The sequence below is a fragment of the Vitreoscilla sp. C1 genome (assembly GCF_002951955.2).
Classification (GTDB): domain Bacteria; phylum Pseudomonadota; class Gammaproteobacteria; order Burkholderiales; family Neisseriaceae; genus Vitreoscilla; species Vitreoscilla stercoraria.
In genome coordinates this window covers 2,077,498-2,098,350 of sequence record NZ_CP019644.2, presented here as the reverse complement: position 1 = coordinate 2,098,350, position 20,853 = coordinate 2,077,498, and the positions used below count along the sequence as shown (strand labels likewise).

The following is a 20,853-nucleotide window of genomic DNA, read 5'->3' as shown; positions in this document are numbered from 1 at the left end:
CAATCAAAAATATGACTTGTGAGTTTGATTTTTAAGTCATATATTTTTAGTATGAGTTCCATCAAACAAAATTGTTTTAATTGTTTTTATTGGTAAAAAACCTTTCTGTAGGTCAGATAATCAGGTTATCTTGATGAGTCCAAAAGGTTGTTTTATTGGTAGTGAACACATTTCCTCATAATTCACGGAGTTTTAGAGATGACTGATCATTCAAAAGCCAACGGTTGCCCATTCCAAAATGGTGCCCAAACGACTCAAGCCGCTCCAGACAATGCATTTTGGTGGCCTAATGCCTTAAATTTGGATATTTTGTCGCAACATGACAAAAAAACCAATCCACTAGATCCAGATTTCAACTATGCACAAGCGTTCCAATCTTTGGATTTGGAAGCCATTAAAAATGACCTTCGTGAGTTGATTAACAGCAGCCAAGATTGGTGGCCATCTGATTATGGCAGCTATATCGGTATGTTCGTGCGTACTGCGTGGCATTTGGCAGGCTCTTACCGCAAGCAAGACGGTCGTGGTGGCGCTAATACGGGTAATCAACGTTTTGCACCACTGAACAGTTGGCCTGACAATGTGAACACTGATAAGGGTCGTCGCTTGTTGTGGCCTATCAAGAAAAAATATGGCAACAAGATTTCTTGGGGCGATTTGATTGTGTTGGCGGGTACGGTCGCTTATGAAGAAGCAGGTTTGAAAACCTATGGTTTTGCGGGCGGTCGTGAAGACATTTGGCATCCTGAAAAAGACATTTACTGGGGTACTGAGCGCAAATGGTTGGATGAAACCAAAAACCGTTATGACGATGTAGACAATCGTGACACTTTGGAAAATCCTTTGGCTGCGGTGCAAATGGGTTTGATTTATGTGAATCCAGAAGGTGTGGATGGTGTACAAGACCCATTGCGTACGGCACAAGACATGCGTGTGACCTTCGATCGCATGGGTATGGATGATGAAGAAACTGTGGCCTTGACCGCAGGTGGTCATACGGTTGGTAAGTGTCATGGCAATGGTAAGGCTGAAAACTTGGGCGCAGACGTTGAAGGTGCCGATGTTGAGTTTCAAGGTTTGGGTTGGCACAATCCTGAAGGCTCAGGCAATGGTTCAAATACCATGGTCAGCGGCTTGGAAGGCGCTTGGACGACGCATCCAACCAAATGGGACAATGGTTTCTTCCATTTGTTATTGAGTTATGAGTGGGAAAAAACCTTGAGCCCAGCCGGCGCCAAGCAGTGGGAACCTGTGAACATCAAAGAAGAAGACAAACCTGTTGATGCTCACAATCCAGACATCCGTCGCAACCCAATGATGACGGATGCGGATATGGCGTTAAAAATTGACCCTGAATACCGCAAAATTTCTGAGCGTTTCCATCAAGACCCAGCTTACTTCTCTGAAGTGTTTGCACGTGCTTGGTTCAAATTGACTCACCGTGATATGGGTCCTAAATCTCGCTACTTGGGCGCAGATGTACCTGCTGAAGATTTGATTTGGCAAGACCCGATTCCTGCGGTGGATTACACTTTGTCAGACAGCGACGTGGCAGAATTGAAAGCCACTTTGTTAAATAGTGGTTTGAGCACGGCTGAATTGGTGGCGACGGCTTGGGACAGCGCGCGTACCTTCCGTGGTTCGGATTTCCGTGGTGGTGCCAACGGTGCGCGCATTCGTTTGGAGCCACAACGCCAATGGCAAGGCAACGAGCCTGAGCGTTTGAACAAAGTATTGGCGAAATTGGAAGAAATCCAAGCGAGCTTGCCTAAAAAAGTCAGCATTGCCGATTTGATTGTTTTGGGTGGTACGGCTGCGGTTGAAAAAGCCGCCAAAGCTGCGGGCGTTGACATTGTAGTGCCATTCACCGCAGGTCGTGGTGATGCGACACAAGAGCAAACCGATGTGTATTCGTTTGAAGATTTGGAACCTAAAGCAGACGGTTTCCGTAACTTCATCAAAGCCGATTACGTGGTGCAGCCTGAAGAAATGTTGTTAGACCGTGCGCAATTGCAAGGTTTGACTGCGCCTGAAATGACAGTGTTGGTAGGTGGTTTGCGTGTATTGGGTGCCAATTATGGCGATTGCAAACATGGTGTGTTCACTGACAACGTCGGCGTTTTGAGCAATGACTTCTTTGCAGTGTTGACCGACATGGCTTATAACTGGAAACCAACGGGCAAAAACTCTTACAACATTGTTGACCGTGCTTCAGGCGCAACCAAATACACCGCTTCTCGTGTGGATTTGGTGTTTGGTTCTAACTCAATTTTGCGCTCTTACGCTGAAGTGTATGCACAAGACGACAACAAAGCGAAATTTGTGAAAGACTTTGTTGCCGCTTGGGTCAAAGTAATGGATGCAGACCGTTTTGATGTATAAGTCAACATAGCACAATCCATCAACCGTCCTGTAAAGGGCGGTTTTTTTTGGATTGGAATACCATAAAAATGGTTTACAGGCCGCTTGATAGCGTTTTGGGTATCTACTTGACGCGCATCTTGATAACAGATGTTATAAGTTGATTTTGTATTGGATGAAGTTGGTTTGAGTGGCCAATTGGTCATACACAATTTGTGCATGGTGATTGTCTTTGGCGGTGACCCAATACAGGCGACAACAATTTTGTTCGATGGCAATTTGTTGCGCGGCTTTAATTAAGGTTTTCCCTAAGCCTTGGGAGCGATGGTCAGGGCTGACAAATAAATCTTCTAAATAGCAACAAGGTTGGGTGCTCCAAGTATTCGGATGCAACACCAAATGCGTAAAACCTTGTAACACGCCATCGACAAATACGCCCAAGCCTAACATGGCTGTATTTGAATTTTCTGTCAGACGCTGCCAAGTATGTAGCGTCACTTCTTCTGGCAATGACGTTTCGTAAAATACCAAATATTGTTGCCACAAATTGTTCCACATTGCAAAATCATTGGCTTGTAAAACTCGGATGGTGACCATATTCAAAGCGTCCTGTAAAAAGATTTTGGGATAAAAAAAGCGTCCTGTAAAGGTTTACAGGACGCTTTTTTAGGCTTAAACCATCCATTGCCAAATCATTAAAATGGCGGCTACGGCAAAGCAATAATAAGAAAAATACAGCAATTTGCCTTTTTGCATGATGCCCATGAACCATTGCAAAGCATAATAAGTGGTGATGGTGGTGACGACAAAAGTGACTGCGTAATAAAACATTTGCTCACCGCTCACGCTCATGTCGAGCAATTTTTTAGCGCCTAAAACCAAGCCACCAATGCTGACAGGAATGTACAACATGAACGAATATTTTAAAGCAGCCGCAGGATTGAGTTGACGCGCCAAACCTGCAACCACCGTCGCACCAGAACGGCTGATGCCGGGAGTTAAAGCCACTGCTTGAGCCAAACCAATGATGATTGCATCTTTAATAGTCATGGAGTCCGTTTGGCGTTGACCACGTTGGCGGCTGATAATCAATAAGGCAATGCCTGTGATGGTTAAAGTCACGGCAATGACGCTCAGGGTGATGTCGGTTTCCAATGCATCTTTGAATAAAATGCCCAGCACGCCCGCAGGAATGGTGCCGATGATGACCCACAACACAAAGCGAAAGCTATGACGGTCTTCAGGACGCTTGTGGCTGATATAGCGTGCGCTTTCTTGGGTGATGGTCAATAAATCTTTGCGGTAAAAAAACAAAATCGCCACCAAAGAAGCGGTATTGGTTAACAAAGCAAAGAAAAAGCTGCTGTCGGCAAAGCCTAAAATATGGCTGGCAATCATCACATGACCGCTAGATGAAACGGGAATTGGCTCGGTCAGACCTTGTACCAAACCAATGATGATGTATTTCAAACTCTCTAACAAAATATCCAAAACTGCTCCTTCATACAGTCAATGCGTGTTTGACCAATGGGTTTTGGTCAAACAAAGCAGGTTGGTTTCTAGTTGAAACAGTGGCTGTATGGTGTTTGTTTTAAAAGTGCAAGTATCAGTCTTGCTGTTTTCGTGGATGACAAAGCTTTTGGTGTGAGGCACAACTGGCTCTATGCCAAGAGGAATTTGTCGATGGGTCGATATTGTAGCGGCAGGGTTGGTGAATTGAAAATATTTTGCACAGAAATAACATGACATGTGCTGAAAAATGTTTTGGGAAATGCTGCATAAAAGAGTGTATTTCCATGAAAAACCAAGCGTCCTGTAAAGATGGATTGTATTTTTTGTTTCTGGTATTGGCTATGATGAAGTATTAAATGAGCACTTAAGCAATTGATAAAAGATATTAAACATGAGTTTTGATACAGATTAACTCTGACAGAAACTTAAGTTTGGCGTAAAATAAAGCCCATTTTATTTGCGAAATTTGGGTCCATGATTTACCCCACAGTTTATGATGTGATCGTCGTTGGTGGCGGTCATGCAGGTACAGAAGCGGCTTTGGCGGCTGCTCGTATGGGTGCCAAAACCTTATTGTTAAGCCATAATATTGAAACTTTAGGTGCCATGTCGTGCAATCCGTCTATTGGCGGGATAGGCAAAGGACATTTGGTGCGTGAAGTGGATGCTTTAGGCGGCGCGATGGCCTTAGCAACCGACAAAAGCGGCATTCAATTTCGCCGCTTAAATGCATCCAAAGGTCCTGCGGTACGAGCCACTCGTGCACAAGCGGACCGAGTGCTTTATAAAGCTGCGATACGCTATATGTTGGAAAACCAAGAAAACTTGGATTTGTTTCAACAGCAAGTGGAAGATGTGACGCTAGATGGCGACCGTATTGATGGCGTGATCACGTCTATGGGCGTGATTTTCAAAGCGCGTTCAGTGGTGTTGACTGCGGGCACATTCTTGTCAGGTAAAATTCACATTGGTTTGGAAAACTACCAAGGTGGTCGTGCAGGGGATCCTGCTGCAATGGGTTTGGGCAGCCGTTTGCGTGAATTGCAATTGCCACAAGGCCGCCTGAAAACAGGTACGCCACCTCGCATTGATGGTCGCACGATTGATTTTTCACAATTGACCGAACAACCGGGTGACACGCCAACGCCGATTTTCTCGGTGCGTGGTTCACGTGCGATGCATCCGCGCCAAGTGTCTTGTTGGATTACACACACCAATTTGCAAACGCACGACATCATTCGCAGTGGTTTTGACCGCAGTCCAATGTTCACCGGCAAAATTGAAGGTGTGGGTCCGCGTTATTGCCCGTCGATTGAAGACAAAATCAACCGTTTTGCCGACAAAGAATCGCATCAAATTTTCTTAGAGCCAGAAGGTTTGGATACGCATGAATATTATCCAAATGGTATTTCTACTTCTTTGCCATTTGACATTCAAATTGCATTGGTGCGTTCAATGACAGGTTTGGAAAATGCGCACATTTTGCGTCCAGGCTACGCGATTGAGTATGATTATTTCGATCCACGCAATTTGAAAGCCAGTTTGGAAACCAAAACGATTGCAGGCTTATTTTTTGCAGGTCAAATCAACGGTACGACAGGTTACGAAGAAGCGGCGGCGCAAGGCTTGTTAGCAGGTGCCAATGCGGTGCGCTTTGTGCGTGATTTGGAGCCATTGGTATTGCACCGTGAAGAAGCATATTTAGGCGTGTTGGTCGATGATTTGATTACCAAAGGGGTGAATGAACCATATCGCATGTTCACCAGCCGTGCCGAATACCGTTTGCAATTGCGTGAAGACAATGCTGACATGCGTTTGACGGCAATTGGTCATGAGGCAGGTTTGATTGGTGAGGCGCAATGGCGTTCGTTTAACGAAAAACGTGAAGCCGTTGAACAAGAAGTACAGCGTTTGCGTTCGACTTGGTTTACACCGAAAACCTTACCGGAAGCGGATCAAGTTCGTGTCTTGGGTCAAACCATTACGCATGAATACAATTTGTATGAATTGTTGCGTCGTCCAAACGTAGATTATGCAAGTTTAATGAGTTTACCAAATGCCGATACTGAAACTGAGTTTTCAGAAGAGGTAATGGATCAAGTTGAAATTCAGGTGAAATACCAAGGTTATATCGACAGACAGAACGAAGAAATTGTGCGCCGCAAAGAATTGGAAGATTTGTGTTTGCCAAATGACATCGATTATGCCAAAGTCAAGGGATTGTCAGCTGAAGTACAGCAAAAATTGAATTTACATCGACCTGAAACCGTGGGGCAAGCGTCGCGCATTTCAGGCATCACGCCAGCAGCAGTGGCTTTGCTGATGGTTCATATCAAACGGGGTTTTCAGGAAGCGCGTTCATCATGAGTTTAGCATTACCGTATTTGCAAATGGGCTTGCAGCAAATGCAAGTTGAATTGTCATCAGAACAACAACAAAAATTATTGGATTACGTAGCTTTATTGTTGAAGTGGAACAGCACTTACAATTTGACTGCTTTGCGTCAAGAAGACCAAATGTTGACCCATCATGTTTTGGACAGTTTGACTTTGTTGCCATATTTGGATGGCATCAATACTTTGATTGATGTTGGTTCAGGTGGTGGCATGCCTGGCATTCCAACAGCGATTTGCCGTCCTGAAATTCAAATTACTTTATTGGATGCCAACAGCAAAAAAACTTCGTTTTTAAGCCAAGCGGTGATTGAATTGGGTTTGAAGAACGTCAAAGTTATTACAGGACGCGTTGAAGCTTTGGAAGGTGTGCAGTTTGATGCTGTGACCAGTCGTGCATTTGCAGAGTTGAAAGACTTTGTGAATTTGACAGGTCAATTATTGCGTCCTGAAGGTTCATGGTTGGCGATGAAGGGCGTGTATCCATACGAAGAAATTGCCCAATTGCCTGAAGGTGTGCATGTGGAAAAAGTGGAAAAAATGATGGTGCCATCTTTGGAAGCAGAACGTCACATGGTCATTGTTAAACAAGGCGCAGCTGTATGACGGCCCAAGTTTGGGCGGTAGCCAATCAAAAGGGTGGGGTGGGTAAAACCACCACCGTGGTGAATGTGGCTGCCTCCCTAGTGCACTTGGGTAAGAAAGTGTTGATTGTGGATCTCGATCCACAAGGCAACGCCACGACAGGCAGTGGCGTTAATAAAACCAGCATCAAACACGGTGTTTATGGTGTGTTGTTGTGTGAGGCTGAGGTTCACGAAGCTGTGAGCCACAGCAAAACAGGTGCTTACGATGTTTTGGGTGCCAACCGAGCTTTGGCAGGTGCGGAAGTGGAGTTGGTGCAAGAAATTGCTCGTGAAATGCGCTTGAAAAATGCTTTGGCGCAAGTTGCCGATCAATACGACTATATATTGATTGATTGCCCACCGACTTTGACGTTATTAACATTGAATGGCTTGGTCGCTGCTGACAAAGTGTTGGTGCCGATGGTGTGCGAATACTATTCGCTAGAAGGCATTTCGGATTTGGTGGCGACTGTGCGCAAGATACGCATGGCGATTAATCCTAAATTAGCGATTGGTGGTGTGGTGCGGACGATGTTTGATAAGCGTAGTTTGTTGGCGCAAGAAGTGTCTGAGCAATTGACTGAGCATTTTGGCAAAGAATTGTTTGAGACGGTGATTCCACGCAACGTGCGTTTGGCAGAAGCACCTAGCCATGGTATGCCTGCTTTGATGTATGACCCGAAAGCGCGTGGTACTTTGGCATATTTGGATTTGGCACAAGAATTATTGGCTCGAGCAGAGGCGTAAATGGCAAAATTAAAAGGGTTGGGTCGGGGTTTGGAGTCGTTGCTTGCCAGTGGCGATGCTGGTGCGGATGATAAATTGACCAGTTTGAATGTGGCACAAATTCGCCCAGGTCGTTATCAACCTCGTTTGGTGATGGATGATGATGAATTGGCAGATTTGGCTGAATCCATTCGAGCGCAAGGTTTGATTCAACCTGTGATTGTGCGTGAATTGGGTTTGTCTGATTATGAGTTGATTGCAGGCGAACGTCGTTGGCGTGCATGTCAATTGGCGGGCTTAACCGAAATCCCTGCGGTGATTAAGGCTGTCAATGATGAAGCGGCGTTGGCGATGGGCATCATCGAAAATATTCAGCGTGCCGATTTAAATCCGATTGAAGAAGCGATGGGTTTTAAGCGTTTGATTGATGAGTTTGGTTTGACGCACGAAGCTTTGGCGCATGCAGTCGGACGTAGTCGCAGTGGCGTGAGCAACAGTTTGCGTTTGTTGTCGTTACCCAATCAAATACAAGACATGGTGGCAGCCAATCAATTGGAAATGGGTCATGCACGCGTACTGGTTGCATTGCCGATTTTAGGACAGTTGGAATTGGCAGCTAAGGCAGTAGAGCAAGGCTGGAGCGTGCGTGAAATAGAGCAACAGGCCGCTTCTTGGAGTCAATCGACTGCGGCTTACAAAACACCAAAAATGCCTAATCAGGATTTGTTGCGTCTGCAAGAAATGTTAGCAGAACAGTTGGGTTTGAAAGTCAGTATTCAGGCCAATCAGAAACAAAAAGGCAAACTTGTTTTACATTTTAATAATATCGATGAATTTCAGCATTTATTGTCCGTGTTAAAGTTAGAGGAAATGTCCTAATTTTTGAAGCAAAGGTGTCGTTTTGTTGCAACTGCAAACCATGCCTTTGTAAGCCTATAAATCATTCAATTTCTTGTTTTTTTCGGCATCGGGTTCACAAAAATTTACTGATTATCTTGACTAGGCAAAGTGCTTTCATTATAGTACGGGGGCTTTGAAAGGCCTACCAAGACATGAAGAAAGTAATTTCATATCAACTTGTTGTTATTGCTTGTTATGCTTTAGGCCTTTACTTGGTCTGGGGACAGGTGGCAGCAGTCTCTGGATTAGCAGGTGCATTAAGTTACGCTATTCCCAATATGGTCGCGGTGTTAATTTTAAGTCTTTTTTCCATCAATCCTGTGATGTCATATGCCGCATTTATGGTGGCAGAAGGCTTAAAAATAACACTGGCAGCAGTGATGATGCTCTTAATTATGTATTTTTTCCACACGCAAATCATGTGGCTACCATTCATAATTGGACTCATCATCTCCAGTCATATCGTTTTTATTGTTTTTTGGAAATTAAATCATGGCGAGTGAAAGCAGCGGCAACTGGGCCGCGGATTACATCAATCACCACTTGGTGAACTACACGAATCAGCCAGAAGCACAAAAAAGCATCGTTGATTTCTCTTATTGGAATATCGACAGTATTGTTGTTTCCATTGTATTGGGTGCGATTTCTTTATTTGTATTGTGGCGTGGTGCGAAAGCAGCAACTTCTGGTGTGCCAGGACGTTTTCAGGCCGCTTGTGAATTGATGGTTGAATTTGTTGATGATATGTGTAAATCGGTTATCGACAACGCAGAATCACGCAAAGCCATTGGCCCATTGGGTTTGACTTTGTTTGTATGGATCATCGCGATGAATACCATGGACTTGTTGCCATTGGACTTGTTGCCAGTGACTTGGCAAATGATTCAAGGCGATCATCATGCTTACTTGCGTGTGGTACCGACTGCTGACTTGAACGTGCCATTGGCATTGGCAATTGGCGTATTGTTGATTTGCTTCTACTACAACATCAAGATCAAAGGCTTTGGCGGTTGGATGCATGAATTGTTCTCTGCACCATTCGGTCCTGCGGTTGGTCCGATTAACTTTTTAATGCAAATTATTGAATTTATTTCAAAAACCGTTTCTCACGGTATGCGATTGTTCGGTAATATGTATGCTGGTGAATTGATTTTCATGTTGATCGCTTTGTTGGGTGGTTCTTGGGCAGTGGGTGGTTCTATCGGTATTTTGGATCCGTTCTTGTTCTTGGTACACATCTTGGCAGGTTCTGCTTGGGCAATCTTCCACATTTTGGTTATTGTTTTGCAAGCGTTCATTTTCATGGTTTTGACTTTTGTTTACATTGGCCAAGCCCACGACCATCACTAAGCTTGAAGCTGGTGACGAGTTGAATAGAATTTTTGTATAGAATTTCATTAGTTGAAATATTTTGTAGTTTTTTTTGATCCCTTTCTTTATCTAGGAGTTTTAAAATGGGTTTGATCGCTATCGCTTGTGGTTTGATCGTTGCTTTTGGTGCTATGGGCGCTGCTATTGGTATCGCTATGGTTGGTTCTAAATACTTGGAATCTTCTGCACGTCAACCTGAATTGATGGGTCCATTGCAAACTAAATTGTTCTTGATCGCTGGTTTGATCGATGCTGCGTTCTTGATCGGTGTTGCTATCGCATTGTTATTCGCATTCGTTAACCCATTTGCAGGCTAATTCAAATAAGTGTTTCTAAAAACGCTATTTTGATTAACACTACCAAAAGGTTAAGACCGTGAATATTAATGCAACCTTATTCGCTCAGATAATCGTCTTCTTTGTATTGGTGTGGTTTACGATGAAATTCGTATGGCCTCCAATCGTGCAGGCGTTGGACGAGCGTGCCAACAAGATCGCTGAAGGTTTGGCTGCGGCTGAACGTGGTAAAAGCGATGCTGAAGCGGCAGAAAAACGTGTTGCAGAAACTTTAGCCGAAGGTCGTCAGCAAGTTGCCGAATTGGTAACCAACGCTGACAAACGTGCAGCTCAAATTGTCGAAGAAGCTCGTACACAAGCTCAGGAAGAAGCGGCTCGCATCGTGGCTCAAGCCCGTGCAGAAGTGGAAACTGAAACCAACCGTGCACGTGAAGTATTGCGTGAACAAGTAGGTTTATTGGCTGTGAAAGGCGCAGAGAAAATCTTGCGTCGCGAAGTTGACGCGGCAAAACATGCTGACATTTTGAGCACCTTGAAACAGGAGCTGTGACCTTATGGCTGAGTTGGCAACCGTAGCCAGACCGTACGCGAAAGCGTTGTACAGTTTGGCAATAGAACACAATAAGACCAGTGATTGGGTCACTGTCTTAGAAAATCTGGCTCAAGCCGTTGCGGTGCCAAAAGTAGCCGCTGCCATTGATCGACCTGAACAAAGTGCTGATGCGAAAGCGGAAGTTTTGTTGGGTTTATTGCCTGAAGGTGCTTCAGATGAACGCTTTAAAGCGTTCTTGAGCACCGTGGCTGAAAATGATCGTTTGAATGCTTTGCCAGAAATTTTCACTCAATTTCAAGCCCTGTATCTGTCTGCCAGTAACATTCAACAAGCTGTTATTTACAGTGCTTTCCCGTTAACGGAAGCACAATTTTCTCAATTGGTATTGGATTTACAAGCCAAATTGGGCAGCAAATTGAATGCAAAAGTAGAGGTAGACCCAGAATTAATCGGCGGCGTAAAAGTTGAAGTGGGTGACCAAGTGCTGGATCTGTCCGTACAAGCTGAATTACAAAAGCTGTACGCGGCAATGACTAATTAGGAGACGTTTCATGCAGCTTAATCCTGCTGAAATCAGCGATTTGATTAAAGCCAAAATCGAAAGCTTGTCTGTTGCAGAAGAAATCCGTACCCGTGGTACTGTGATTTCTGTGACTGACGGTATCGTTCGTGTACATGGCTTGTCAGACGTAATGCAAGGTGAGATGCTTGCATTCCCAGGTAATACCTTCGGTTTGGCGATGAACTTAGAGCGCGATTCTGTTGGTGTGGTAATCTTGGGTGAATACGAGCACATCAAAGAAGGTGACGAAGTAACCTGTACAGGCCGCATTCTGGAAGTTCCAGTAGGTCCTGAATTGGTTGGTCGTGTTGTCAATGCATTGGGTCAGCCTATCGATGGTAAAGGTCCAATCAATGCAACCGCTTCTTCACCAATCGAAAAAATTGCCCCTGGCGTGATTGCACGTCAATCTGTTGACGAACCAATGCAAACTGGTTTGAAAGCCATTGACTCTATGGTTCCAGTTGGCCGTGGTCAACGTGAGTTGATCATTGGTGACCGTCAAACAGGTAAAACGGCAGTGGCTTTGGATGCGATTGTGAACCAAAAAGGTACAGGCGTTATTTGTATCTATGTTGCAATCGGTCAAAAAGCTTCTTCTATCGCCAACGTTGTGCGCCAATTGGAGCAAAACGGTGCGTTAGGCCATACCATTATTGTTGCAGCGACTGCTTCTGAAGCAGCTGCATTACAATACATTGCACCTTACTCTGGTTGTGCAATGGGTGAATATTTCCGTGACCGCGGTGAAGATGCTTTGATTGTATACGATGACTTGTCTAAACAAGCCGTTGCTTACCGTCAAATTTCTTTGTTGTTGCGTCGCCCACCGGGTCGTGAAGCTTATCCTGGTGACGTATTCTACTTGCATTCTCGTTTGTTAGAACGTGCTTCTCGCATCAACCCAGTTGAAGTAGAGAAATTGACCAATGGTGAAGTAAAAGGCAAAACTGGTTCTTTGACTGCGTTGCCAATTATTGAAACCCAAGCAGGTGACGTTTCTGCATTCGTACCTACCAATGTGATTTCGATTACTGACGGTCAGATTTTCTTGGAAACTGACTTGTTCAACTCTGGTATTCGTCCAGCAATCAACGCAGGTATTTCGGTATCTCGTGTAGGTGGTGCAGCGCAAACCAAAGTCATCAAAAAATTGGGCGGTGGTATTCGTTTGGCATTGGCTCAATACCGTGAATTGGCAGCGTTCTCTCAGTTTGCTTCTGATTTGGACGAAGCGACTCGCAAACAATTGCGTCATGGTGAAATCGTGACTGAATTGATGAAACAAAAACAATTCAACGTTTTGTCTACGGGCGAAATGGCATTGACTTTGTGGGCGATTAACAATGGCTCTTACGATGGCGTTCCTGTGAGCAAAGCTTTGGCATTTGAAGCTGAGTTCTTGTCAAATGTTAAGACTCAATTGCCTAATGTAATCAAAGACATGGATGCTTCTGGCAAAATGTCTGACGCTGATGAAGAAGCTTTGAAAAAAGCGGTCGCATCTTTCCGTGCGTCAACTGATTACGTTCAAGCGTAATAAGCTAAAAGGAGTCTTAAGATGGCAGTAGGAAAGGAAATTCTCACCCAGATTCGCAGTGTTCAAAATACCCAAAAGATCACTAAAGCGATGCAAATGGTGTCTACTTCCAAAATGCGTAAGACTCAAGAGCGGATGCGCCAAGCGCGTCCGTACGCAGACAAAGTTCGCAGCGTCATGGCTCACTTGGCTGATTCCAACAATGAAATTACGGTTCCATTGTTGGAAAAACATACAGGTTCAGGCCGTGTTGGTTTTATTTTAATCACCACTGACAAAGGTTTGTGTGGTGGTTTGAATGCCAACTCACTCAAACGTTTTTTCGCAAAAGTCAGCGAATTTGACGAGCAAGGCATCCAAAGTGATGTCGTGTGTTTGGGTAGCAAAGGTTTGGCTGCATGCCAGCGTGCGCAAGTGAACGTGGTTGCCAGTGAAGTGGCTTTGGGTGATACGCCTCGTATGGAGCCTTTGTTGGGCGCCATTGGTGTGTTGTTCGAGCGTTATAAAAAAGGTGAGTTGGATTCAATTCACTTGGTGTATTCAAAATTTGTGAACACCATGCGCCAAGAGCCTCGTGTAGAACAGTTGTTGCCTTTGTCTGACGATGTGTTGGAAGAGGGCGATACAGCTTCTCACAACTGGGACTATAACTACGAACCTGACCCTTTGTCTGTACTTGAATTCTTAGTACGTCGATATGTAGAGTCTGTGGTGTATCAATCTGTAAGTGAAAACATGGCATCTGAACAAGCTGCGCGTATGGTTGCGATGAAAGCTGCAACCGACAACGCAGGCAATGCCATCAAATCTTTGCGTTTGGTATACAACAAGTCGCGTCAAGCGGCTATTACCACAGAGTTGTCAGAAATTGTGGCGGGTGCAGCTGCTGTATAAGCGGCCTGTAAACGCATTAAATTAGGATACGATAATGAGCCAAGGCAAAATCGTTCAGATCATTGGTCCTGTAGTTGACGTGGAATTTCCACGCGACTCAATTCCAAATGTATTTGACGCCCTGAAATTGGTTGAAACTGATCTGACCCTTGAAGTCCAACAGTTGTTGGGTGACGGCGTGGTACGTACCATTGCCATGGGTAGTTCAGATGGTTTGAAACGTGGTTTGACAGTAACCAATACCGGTAACCCAATCAGCGTACCTGTAGGTGTAAAAACCTTGGGTCGTATTATGGACGTATTGGGTAACCCAATTGATGAGGCTGGCCCTATTGGTGCTGAGGCTGATTGGGCTATTCACCGTTCTGCGCCAAAATTCGATGAGTTGTCTAGCGCATCTGAATTGTTGGAAACTGGTATTAAAGTGATTGACTTGCTTTGCCCATTTGCAAAAGGCGGTAAAGTAGGCTTGTTCGGTGGTGCCGGTGTAGGCAAAACCGTAAACATGATGGAATTGATTAACAACATCGCTAAAGCTCACAGTGGTTTGTCTGTGTTCGCTGGTGTAGGTGAGCGTACTCGTGAGGGTAACGACTTCTACCACGAGATGAAAGACTCTAACGTCTTGGACAAAGTGGCGATGGTTTACGGTCAGATGAACGAACCTCCTGGTAACCGCTTGCGCGTTGCTTTGACTGGTTTGACCATGGCTGAATACTTCCGTGATCAAAAAGATGCTGAAGGTAAAGGCCGTGACGTATTGTTGTTCATCGACAACATTTACCGTTACACATTGGCTGGTACTGAAGTATCTGCATTGTTGGGTCGTATGCCTTCTGCAGTGGGTTACCAACCGACTTTGGCCGAAGAAATGGGTCGTTTGCAAGAGCGTATTGCTTCTACACAAACAGGTTCTATTACTTCGATTCAAGCCGTTTACGTACCTGCCGATGACTTGACTGACCCGTCTCCAGCTACTACGTTTGCTCACTTGGATGCAACTGTCGTATTGAGCCGTGACATCGCTTCTTTGGGTATTTACCCAGCAGTGGATCCATTGGACTCAACTTCACGTCAATTGGACCCAGCAATTTTGGGTGACGAACACTATGCAGTGGCTCGTGGCGTACAAGCTACGTTGCAAAAATACAAAGAATTGCGTGATATTATCGCGATTTTGGGTATGGACGAGTTGTCTGAAGAAGACAAATTGACTGTGATGCGTGCTCGTAAGATCCAACGTTTCTTGTCTCAACCTTTCCACGTTGCAGAAGTGTTTACTGGTTCTCCAGGCAAATATGTATCATTGCGTGACACCATCAAAGGCTTTAAAGCTATTTTGTCTGGTGAATACGACCATTTGCCAGAACAAGCATTCTACATGGTAGGTGGCATTGAAGAGGCTGCAGCTAAAGCTGAAACCTTAAACTAAGGAGGCAAGCATGAAAACCATGCAAGTTGAAGTGGTGAGTAACGAAGCCACCATTTATTCGGGTGAAGCCAGCTTTGTGGTGGTTCCAACCGAAAACGGTGAGTTAGGTATTTATCCACAACACGTGCCGATTTTGAGTATGGTTCGTCCAGGTGTTTTGCGCATGCAAGTGCCTGGTCAAGCTGGAGAAACGACAGTAGCGATTGCTGGCGGTTTGTTAGAAGTTCAACCTTCTAAATTGACTGTTTTGGCAGACGTGGCTGTGCGCAGTGAAAACTTAGATGCCGAACGTGCGAAGAAAGCTTTGGACATCGCTCAGCAACAATTGAAAGCCGCAACAGATGACAAGTCAACTGCTGCAGCGCGTGCCGCTTTGGCCGCAGCAATCGCTGAGTTGAAAACCTTGGAATACTTGCGCAATCGTCGTTAAGACTGTGTTGCTTGAAAAAACCGCCTTCGGGCGGTTTTTTGCTATGTGTCACACCATCAAAATTGGAGTAATCCCATGTCAGAACAAGATTTACACGACCATATTATGGAATTGGAAATCCGCTTGGCTTTACAAGACGACACCATTGATGTCTTGAGTAAGCAAGTGAGTGAGTTATACCAACAATTGGAATCACAGCAACTGCAATTGCAATTGTTGTATCGAAAAATGAGCGAAGCCTCAGAAAACAATATGTCTACCAGTGGTCATGAACCACCACCGCATTATTAAAAAGGGCAAGACATGGTACAAACAAGCAGTTGGAAGGAAGCGTTTCGATTAAGCATGCCTGTGGCTATGGGCTACATTCCCGCAGGCATGGCTTTTGGTGTGTTGAGCAGCGCGGCTGGTTTGCCTTGGTGGTGGTCGGTTTTGCTGAGCGTGTGTTTGTATGCAGGTGCCGCGCAATATGCCGCCATTCCGATGTTGGCAGCTGGTGCGCCGACGGTGTCATTGAGCGTCAATACCTTGGTGATTAATTTGCGTCATATTTTTTATGCATTGCCTTTGCTAGAGGCTTTGCCTAAAAACAGTTTGCGTCGTTGGTATGCTTTGTTTGCGCTGACCGATGAAAGTTTTTCGGTTTTAACCACGATTTTGCCCGAGCAAGCCAAACGTTTGTTTGTGAAAATCGTTTTGCTCAATCAATCGTATTGGATTTTAGGAACGGTAGTGGGCATCGGTTTGGGTGCAGGACTCAATCAATTGATTCCTCATTTGGATTTTGCATTGCCATGCTTGTTTGTGGTGTTGGCATACGAGCAATATCAAGCTAAAAAAGTGTGGTGGCCTTGCGTGATTGCGGCAGCGGCATTTGTGTTTGTCAGCTTGTTGACGGTGAATTATTTGCTGCTTTTGGCGGTGGCAGGATGTGCGGCCTGTATTTTGCTGTGGGAAGCTTCAGGACGCTTAAAAACCTCTGATAAAGGTGGAGTGGCATGAACGATACCACGTTTTTAATCGCTTTATTGTGTATGAGTGCGTTGACGTTTTTTTTGCGTGCCGCACCAACTTTATTGCCTAGAAAAATTCTCGAATCACGTTGGTTAAGTGCGTTGAATTTTGCCCTGCCTTTGAGCGTGATGGTGGTGTTGATTTTGGCTTCTTTGTCATTTAATAACGCCATTAAGACTCAAGAATGGACTTTTTTAATCTCACAAATCATGGCTTTGGTATTGGTTTTGTTGATTTATATGCGCAGCCGCAATGTTTTGGTCGCGATGGTTGTGGGCGTGGCTTCTTTGAATGGCTTGCTATATTTATTAACTTAGATTGATGAAATAAGAGACAAGCGTCCTGAAGGCTTCCGGACGCTTTTTTTGCGAAATTTAAACCATTTTATTAATGAAAATTGCATAAATTGACTTTTTTTTACTTAAAAATCCCATTTTTTCTCAATATGAGAAAAGTTTTATTTTTGAGTTATTTTTATATTAATAAAAATTTTATGAAAATTTCGCTGTGCGGAAATAGGACAAATAGACTGAAAAATATTGTTCAATGAAATCAATCTCGTTTCGCTTTGCGAAATGATATTTTGTATTTCGGAATATATTAATAAGGGATTTTTCATATCATATTGATATTGCGTGTTTTTTTATTGGTACGTATATTGGCTTCTCAAATTTGAGACAGTAAATGGCACTACCAGTTGGTTTTGAAATAGATTTTTTAAGAAATATGTATTTTAAGCAAGGCTTCAGACACACGTTTTAGGAGTTTCGGTATGAGCGGTTCTAGTCAATTACAAGGCGGATTGAAATCTCGCCATTTAACCATGTTGTCGATTGCAGGCGTAATCGGTGCAGGTTTGTTTGTTGGTTCTGGCAAGGTGATTGCCAATGCAGGCCCTGCTGCTATTTTGGCTTATTTGGGTGGTGGTATTTTGGTGGTATTGGTGATGCGCATGCTGGGCGAGATGGCTGTCGCGCAACCTGATAGTGGTTCGTTTTCAACGTATGCCGACCGTGCGATTGGTCGTTGGGCTGGTTTTACCATCGGTTGGTTGTATTGGAGCTTTTGGTCTTTGCTCATGGGCTGGGAGGCATATGTTGCAGGCGCAATTTTGAATCAGTGGTTCCCGATTATCCCGCTTTGGGGTTATATGACCATCGTTACTGTGGCTTTGATGTGTGTGAATTTCTTACCTGTTAAAAGCTATGGTGAGTTTGAATTTTGGTTTGCATTGGTCAAAGTGGTGGCGATTGTCGCTTTCATCATCATCGGTTCTTTGGCGATTGTGAATTTGTGGCCTTTGGGCGATGCAGTTGGTGGTTTTACCCATTTGACCAGCCAAGGCTTTATGCCTAATGGTTTTGATGCTGTCGTCGTCGCTTTGCTCGGTGCGATGTTTGCGTTTATTGGCGCTGAGATTGTGACTGTGGCTGCTGCAGAATCTCAAAATCCAAGCAAAGAAATCATTCGTACCACCCGTTCAGTGGTATGGCGCATTTCTTTGTTTTATGTAGGCTCGATTTTCATCGTGGTATGTTTGATTCCTTACACCGATCCTGGTTTGAAATTGTCGACTGAAGGTACATATGCGGTGACCTTGAAAGCTTTGGGCATTCCATATGCCAATACGATTGTAAATTTTGTGGTATTGACTTCGGTTTGCAGTTGCTTTAATTCAGCTTTGTATACTTCTAGTCGTATGTTGTTTTCTTTGTCTCGCCGAGGAGACGCACCAAAAGCTTTCCAAATCTTGGGTCAAAGTTCAAAAGCACCGTATATTGGCGTATTGGCATCAACCGTTTTGGCATTCATCACCATCGTATTGACTGCAACCGACCGTATGGATGTATTCGATGTATTGATGGCGGCTACGGGTTCTATCGCTTTGTTGGTTTATTTGTGCATTGCCGTATCGCAATTGAACATGCGCCGCAAATTGGATGCTTCTGGCAAAGAGGTGGTTTTGAAAATGTGGTTGTTCCCATGGTTAACTTATGCGGTGATTTTTGTCATCATTGCATCTTTGATTACGATGGTGGTAGAGGGCACGTACCGCACTGAAGTGGTTTACACCAGTATTTTTGGCGGCATCTTGATTGTGATTGGTGCGTTGGCACAAAAATACGGCTGGGGTCGTGAGCAACGTGAGAAATTAGAACACGAGCAAGCGCAAGTTCGTTTACAGGCCGCTAAACAAGAGTCTTAATCGAATACCATCCAAACCAAAGCCCGCTTGAAGCGGGCTTTTTTAATGTTTATCGATGTTCAAATGTGTTCGCCAAACCAAGCCAATTGTTCATGCAAAGACACCACTTCACCAATCACAATCAAAGCAGGTGATGGCGCGTTGCTTGTCAATTGCGGCAAATCTTTCAGGACGCCTTTGTTGGTGCTTTGATTTTCGCGCGTGCCATTGCTAATCACTGCGACAGGTGTATCGCTGCTGCGTCCGTGTTGTTGTAATTGTTCGGCAATAGTCGCTGCATTAATCGTGCCCATGTATACGACCAAAGTGTGGCGGCTCAAAGCCAAACTTTGCCAATCGATATCCGAACCATCGGCTTGGCAGTGACCTGTGATGAAGGTTGCAGTTTGTGCCAATTTTCGATGTGTTAATGGAATGCCTGCGTAAGCCGTCGCACCCAAGCCTGCGGTGATGCCCGGAATGACGCGGTAAGCGATGCCTGCTTGCTGCAATACTTGCAATTCTTCGCCACCACGACCAAATACAAATGGGTCGCCGCCTTTAAGACGCACCACGCGTTTGCCTTCAAGGGCGTACTGCACCAACAATTCGTTGGTTTTTTCTTGCATCACGCTGTGATTGCCTGCACGTTTGCCCACGCTGATGCGCTGCGCATCTTTGCGTATTAAATTCAAAATGTCATCGCTGACCAAAGCGTCATACAAAACAATGTCAGCGTCCTGTAAAGCTTGTAAGCCTTTGAGCGTCATCAAACCCACATCACCCGGACCTGCGCCCACCAACACCACTTGACCATTTTGTTGCGGTGGATTTTGCAATTGCGTTTCGATTTCGTTTTCCGCTTCAGTGAGTTTGCCTTGTGCCGTCAAGGTATCAAAACGGCTGTGAAACAAGCGTTCCCAAAATTGGCGGCGTGCGCTCATTGAATGAATGCGCTCTTTGACTTTGCCACGCCAACGACCTGCAATATTGGCTGCATCAGACAAATGTTCAGGCAATAAAGCTTCGATTTTTTGACGCCAAATGCGTGCCAAAACAGGCGCTTTGCCACCTGTTGAAATCGCGATTTGCAATGCGCCTCGGTCAATCAACGCAGGGACAATAAAATTGCAGTTTTGTAAATCATCCACCACATTGCACAAAGTATGCGCCGCTTCCGCTGCTGCGAAAATCTGTTGGTTTAATGCTGCATCATTGGTTGCCGCAACGACCAAAAACACGTTTTGAATGTGTTCTGGTGCAAATTCGGTTGCAATGTGTTCAATGCGTCCTGCATCTAGCCATTGTTGCAACACCGCATTGAGTTCAGGCGCAACGAGGCGTACGATGGCACCGCTTTGTAGTAAACTGTCGACCTTGCGTTCAGCGACTTGACCTGCGCCCACTACCAAAACAGGGCGTTGTTGTAAACGAGCAAACAATGGGTAGTAATCCATAAATCATCCTTTAGAGCATGACGGGCATTGTAAGTGATGCACCTTGAGAAATGGAAAGAAGCAATATTTGTGAACTTAGTCAGAATGGTTATAAAGCCTGTGAAATCACTTCCTGTTTCTCGGGCGTTTAAAACAATGGTTTGGTGTTTGGTGAGCGGTTTGGTGTTGAGTGCTTGCGCCGACAGCAGTGAAGTGACGGCTCAAGCGCCTTCCCATAGCAGCCAAGTGACAGCGTCAGCATCAACGCCTTTGTCACAAGTGTCAGAACCGAACGCTACACAAGTTTCTGCTGAGATTTTGTCCAGCAGTGCTGTTGCCAATATACAGACGGAAGAGTCGCGCAATGTGAGCGTGCGTGAATTCAATCCTGCTGATTTTCCCGATGCGTGTAACGACTATATTGATGAAGTGTTGCAATGTATTAAGGTGATGGATCAAGCGGGCATGGAAGGCACGGCGAGCATGCAAATGCAATTGTCAGAAATGCAAGCGTCTTGGCTCAATACATCTGATAGCAATGCATTGAACCAAACCTGCAAATTGGCTTTGCTAGACGTAGAGCCTGTCTTGCAGGATTTGGGCTGTTAAGCGTCCTGTAAAC

The 20,853-nt window shown here is 44.8% G+C and carries 22 protein-coding genes; 19 read left to right on the top strand and 3 right to left on the bottom strand.

The window, feature by feature from the left end; translation table 11 throughout:
* Positions 1-198 precede the first annotated feature (198 nt).
* Positions 199-2,382: a catalase/peroxidase HPI gene (gene katG, locus ADP71_RS10295; RefSeq protein ID WP_019957966.1), complete on the top strand. Its 2,184-nt coding sequence runs from the start codon at positions 199-201 to the stop codon at positions 2,380-2,382.
* A 132-nt stretch (positions 2,383-2,514) separates the two neighbouring features.
* Here katG and ADP71_RS10290 read toward each other — a convergent pair whose 3' ends face one another.
* The gene (locus tag ADP71_RS10290; RefSeq protein ID WP_019957967.1) at positions 2,515-2,958 is read right to left on the bottom strand and encodes a GNAT family N-acetyltransferase; all 444 of its coding nucleotides are present in this window, start codon (positions 2,956-2,958) and stop codon (positions 2,515-2,517) included.
* Positions 2,959-3,033: 75 nt separating this feature from the next.
* A complete protein-coding gene (locus ADP71_RS10285; protein WP_019957968.1) occupies positions 3,034-3,852 on the bottom strand; it encodes an undecaprenyl-diphosphate phosphatase in 819 nt (272 codons plus the stop codon).
* Positions 3,853-4,347: 495 nt separating this feature from the next.
* On the opposite strand from ADP71_RS10285, the gene mnmG reads away from it, so the two are divergent.
* The 17 genes from mnmG (at position 4,348) to ADP71_RS10200 (ending at position 18,816) form a co-directional block, all read left to right on the top strand.
* A complete protein-coding gene (gene mnmG / locus ADP71_RS10280) occupies positions 4,348-6,240 on the top strand; it encodes a tRNA uridine-5-carboxymethylaminomethyl(34) synthesis enzyme MnmG (RefSeq protein ID WP_171461139.1) in 1,893 nt (630 codons plus the stop codon).
* Entirely contained in the window at positions 6,237-6,872 is a 636-nt protein-coding gene (rsmG, locus tag ADP71_RS10275; protein ID WP_104932136.1) for a 16S rRNA (guanine(527)-N(7))-methyltransferase RsmG, read from the top strand. Before mnmG ends, rsmG begins: the two co-directional genes overlap by 4 nt.
* Complete coding sequence (locus ADP71_RS10270; RefSeq protein WP_019957972.1) at positions 6,869-7,639, top strand: ParA family protein; 771 nt, start codon at positions 6,869-6,871, stop codon at positions 7,637-7,639. Before rsmG ends, ADP71_RS10270 begins: the two co-directional genes overlap by 4 nt.
* The gene (locus tag ADP71_RS10265) at positions 7,640-8,497 is read left to right on the top strand and encodes a ParB/RepB/Spo0J family partition protein (RefSeq protein ID WP_104932135.1); all 858 of its coding nucleotides are present in this window, start codon (positions 7,640-7,642) and stop codon (positions 8,495-8,497) included.
* Between the two features lie 173 nt (positions 8,498-8,670).
* Complete coding sequence (locus ADP71_RS10260) at positions 8,671-9,021, top strand: ATP synthase subunit I (protein ID WP_019957974.1); 351 nt, start codon at positions 8,671-8,673, stop codon at positions 9,019-9,021.
* On the top strand, positions 9,011-9,868 hold the full coding sequence (atpB, locus tag ADP71_RS10255) for a F0F1 ATP synthase subunit A (RefSeq protein WP_171461138.1): 858 nt from the start codon (positions 9,011-9,013) through the stop codon (positions 9,866-9,868). Before ADP71_RS10260 ends, atpB begins: the two co-directional genes overlap by 11 nt.
* A 104-nt stretch (positions 9,869-9,972) precedes the next feature.
* Complete coding sequence (gene atpE, locus ADP71_RS10250; protein WP_019957976.1) at positions 9,973-10,206, top strand: F0F1 ATP synthase subunit C; 234 nt, start codon at positions 9,973-9,975, stop codon at positions 10,204-10,206.
* Between the two features lie 58 nt (positions 10,207-10,264).
* Entirely contained in the window at positions 10,265-10,735 is a 471-nt protein-coding gene (locus ADP71_RS10245) for a F0F1 ATP synthase subunit B (RefSeq protein ID WP_026353493.1), read from the top strand.
* Between the two features lie 4 nt (positions 10,736-10,739).
* Positions 10,740-11,279 (top strand): F0F1 ATP synthase subunit delta, encoded by a 540-nt coding sequence (locus ADP71_RS10240; protein WP_104932133.1) that lies wholly within the window; start codon positions 10,740-10,742, stop codon positions 11,277-11,279.
* Positions 11,280-11,289: 10 nt separating this feature from the next.
* Positions 11,290-12,840, top strand: a complete 1,551-nt coding sequence (gene atpA, locus ADP71_RS10235) for a F0F1 ATP synthase subunit alpha (protein WP_019957979.1) — start codon at positions 11,290-11,292, stop codon at positions 12,838-12,840.
* Between the two features lie 21 nt (positions 12,841-12,861).
* A complete protein-coding gene (gene atpG / locus ADP71_RS10230) occupies positions 12,862-13,734 on the top strand; it encodes a F0F1 ATP synthase subunit gamma (RefSeq protein WP_019957980.1) in 873 nt (290 codons plus the stop codon).
* A 34-nt stretch (positions 13,735-13,768) separates the two neighbouring features.
* Positions 13,769-15,166 carry a F0F1 ATP synthase subunit beta gene (gene atpD, locus ADP71_RS10225; RefSeq protein WP_019957981.1) on the top strand — a complete coding sequence of 466 codons (1,398 nt, stop codon included), beginning with the start codon at positions 13,769-13,771 and terminating at the stop codon, positions 15,164-15,166.
* A gap of 10 nt (positions 15,167-15,176) precedes the next feature.
* Positions 15,177-15,596 (top strand): F0F1 ATP synthase subunit epsilon, encoded by a 420-nt coding sequence (locus ADP71_RS10220; protein ID WP_104932132.1) that lies wholly within the window; start codon positions 15,177-15,179, stop codon positions 15,594-15,596.
* Between the two features lie 75 nt (positions 15,597-15,671).
* Positions 15,672-15,887, top strand: a complete 216-nt coding sequence (locus tag ADP71_RS10215) for a SlyX family protein (protein WP_104932131.1) — start codon at positions 15,672-15,674, stop codon at positions 15,885-15,887.
* Between the two features lie 12 nt (positions 15,888-15,899).
* Positions 15,900-16,598, top strand: a complete 699-nt coding sequence (locus tag ADP71_RS10210) for an AzlC family ABC transporter permease (protein ID WP_104932130.1) — start codon at positions 15,900-15,902, stop codon at positions 16,596-16,598.
* Positions 16,595-16,927, top strand: a complete 333-nt coding sequence (locus ADP71_RS10205; RefSeq protein WP_019957985.1) for an AzlD domain-containing protein — start codon at positions 16,595-16,597, stop codon at positions 16,925-16,927. The genes ADP71_RS10210 and ADP71_RS10205 overlap by 4 nt, the downstream gene beginning before the upstream one ends.
* Before the next feature lie 455 nt (positions 16,928-17,382).
* Complete coding sequence (locus tag ADP71_RS10200; RefSeq protein ID WP_019957986.1) at positions 17,383-18,816, top strand: amino acid permease; 1,434 nt, start codon at positions 17,383-17,385, stop codon at positions 18,814-18,816.
* Positions 18,817-18,875: 59 nt separating this feature from the next.
* Here ADP71_RS10200 and cysG read toward each other — a convergent pair whose 3' ends face one another.
* Positions 18,876-20,252 carry a siroheme synthase CysG gene (gene cysG, locus ADP71_RS10195; RefSeq protein WP_019957987.1) on the bottom strand — a complete coding sequence of 459 codons (1,377 nt, stop codon included), beginning with the start codon at positions 20,250-20,252 and terminating at the stop codon, positions 18,876-18,878.
* A 99-nt stretch (positions 20,253-20,351) separates the two neighbouring features.
* Here cysG and ADP71_RS10190 point away from each other — a divergent pair, with 99 nt between their 5' ends.
* Positions 20,352-20,840: a hypothetical protein gene (locus tag ADP71_RS10190; RefSeq protein ID WP_155970418.1), complete on the top strand. Its 489-nt coding sequence runs from the start codon at positions 20,352-20,354 to the stop codon at positions 20,838-20,840.
* The last annotated feature ends 13 nt before the right edge of the window (positions 20,841-20,853 follow it).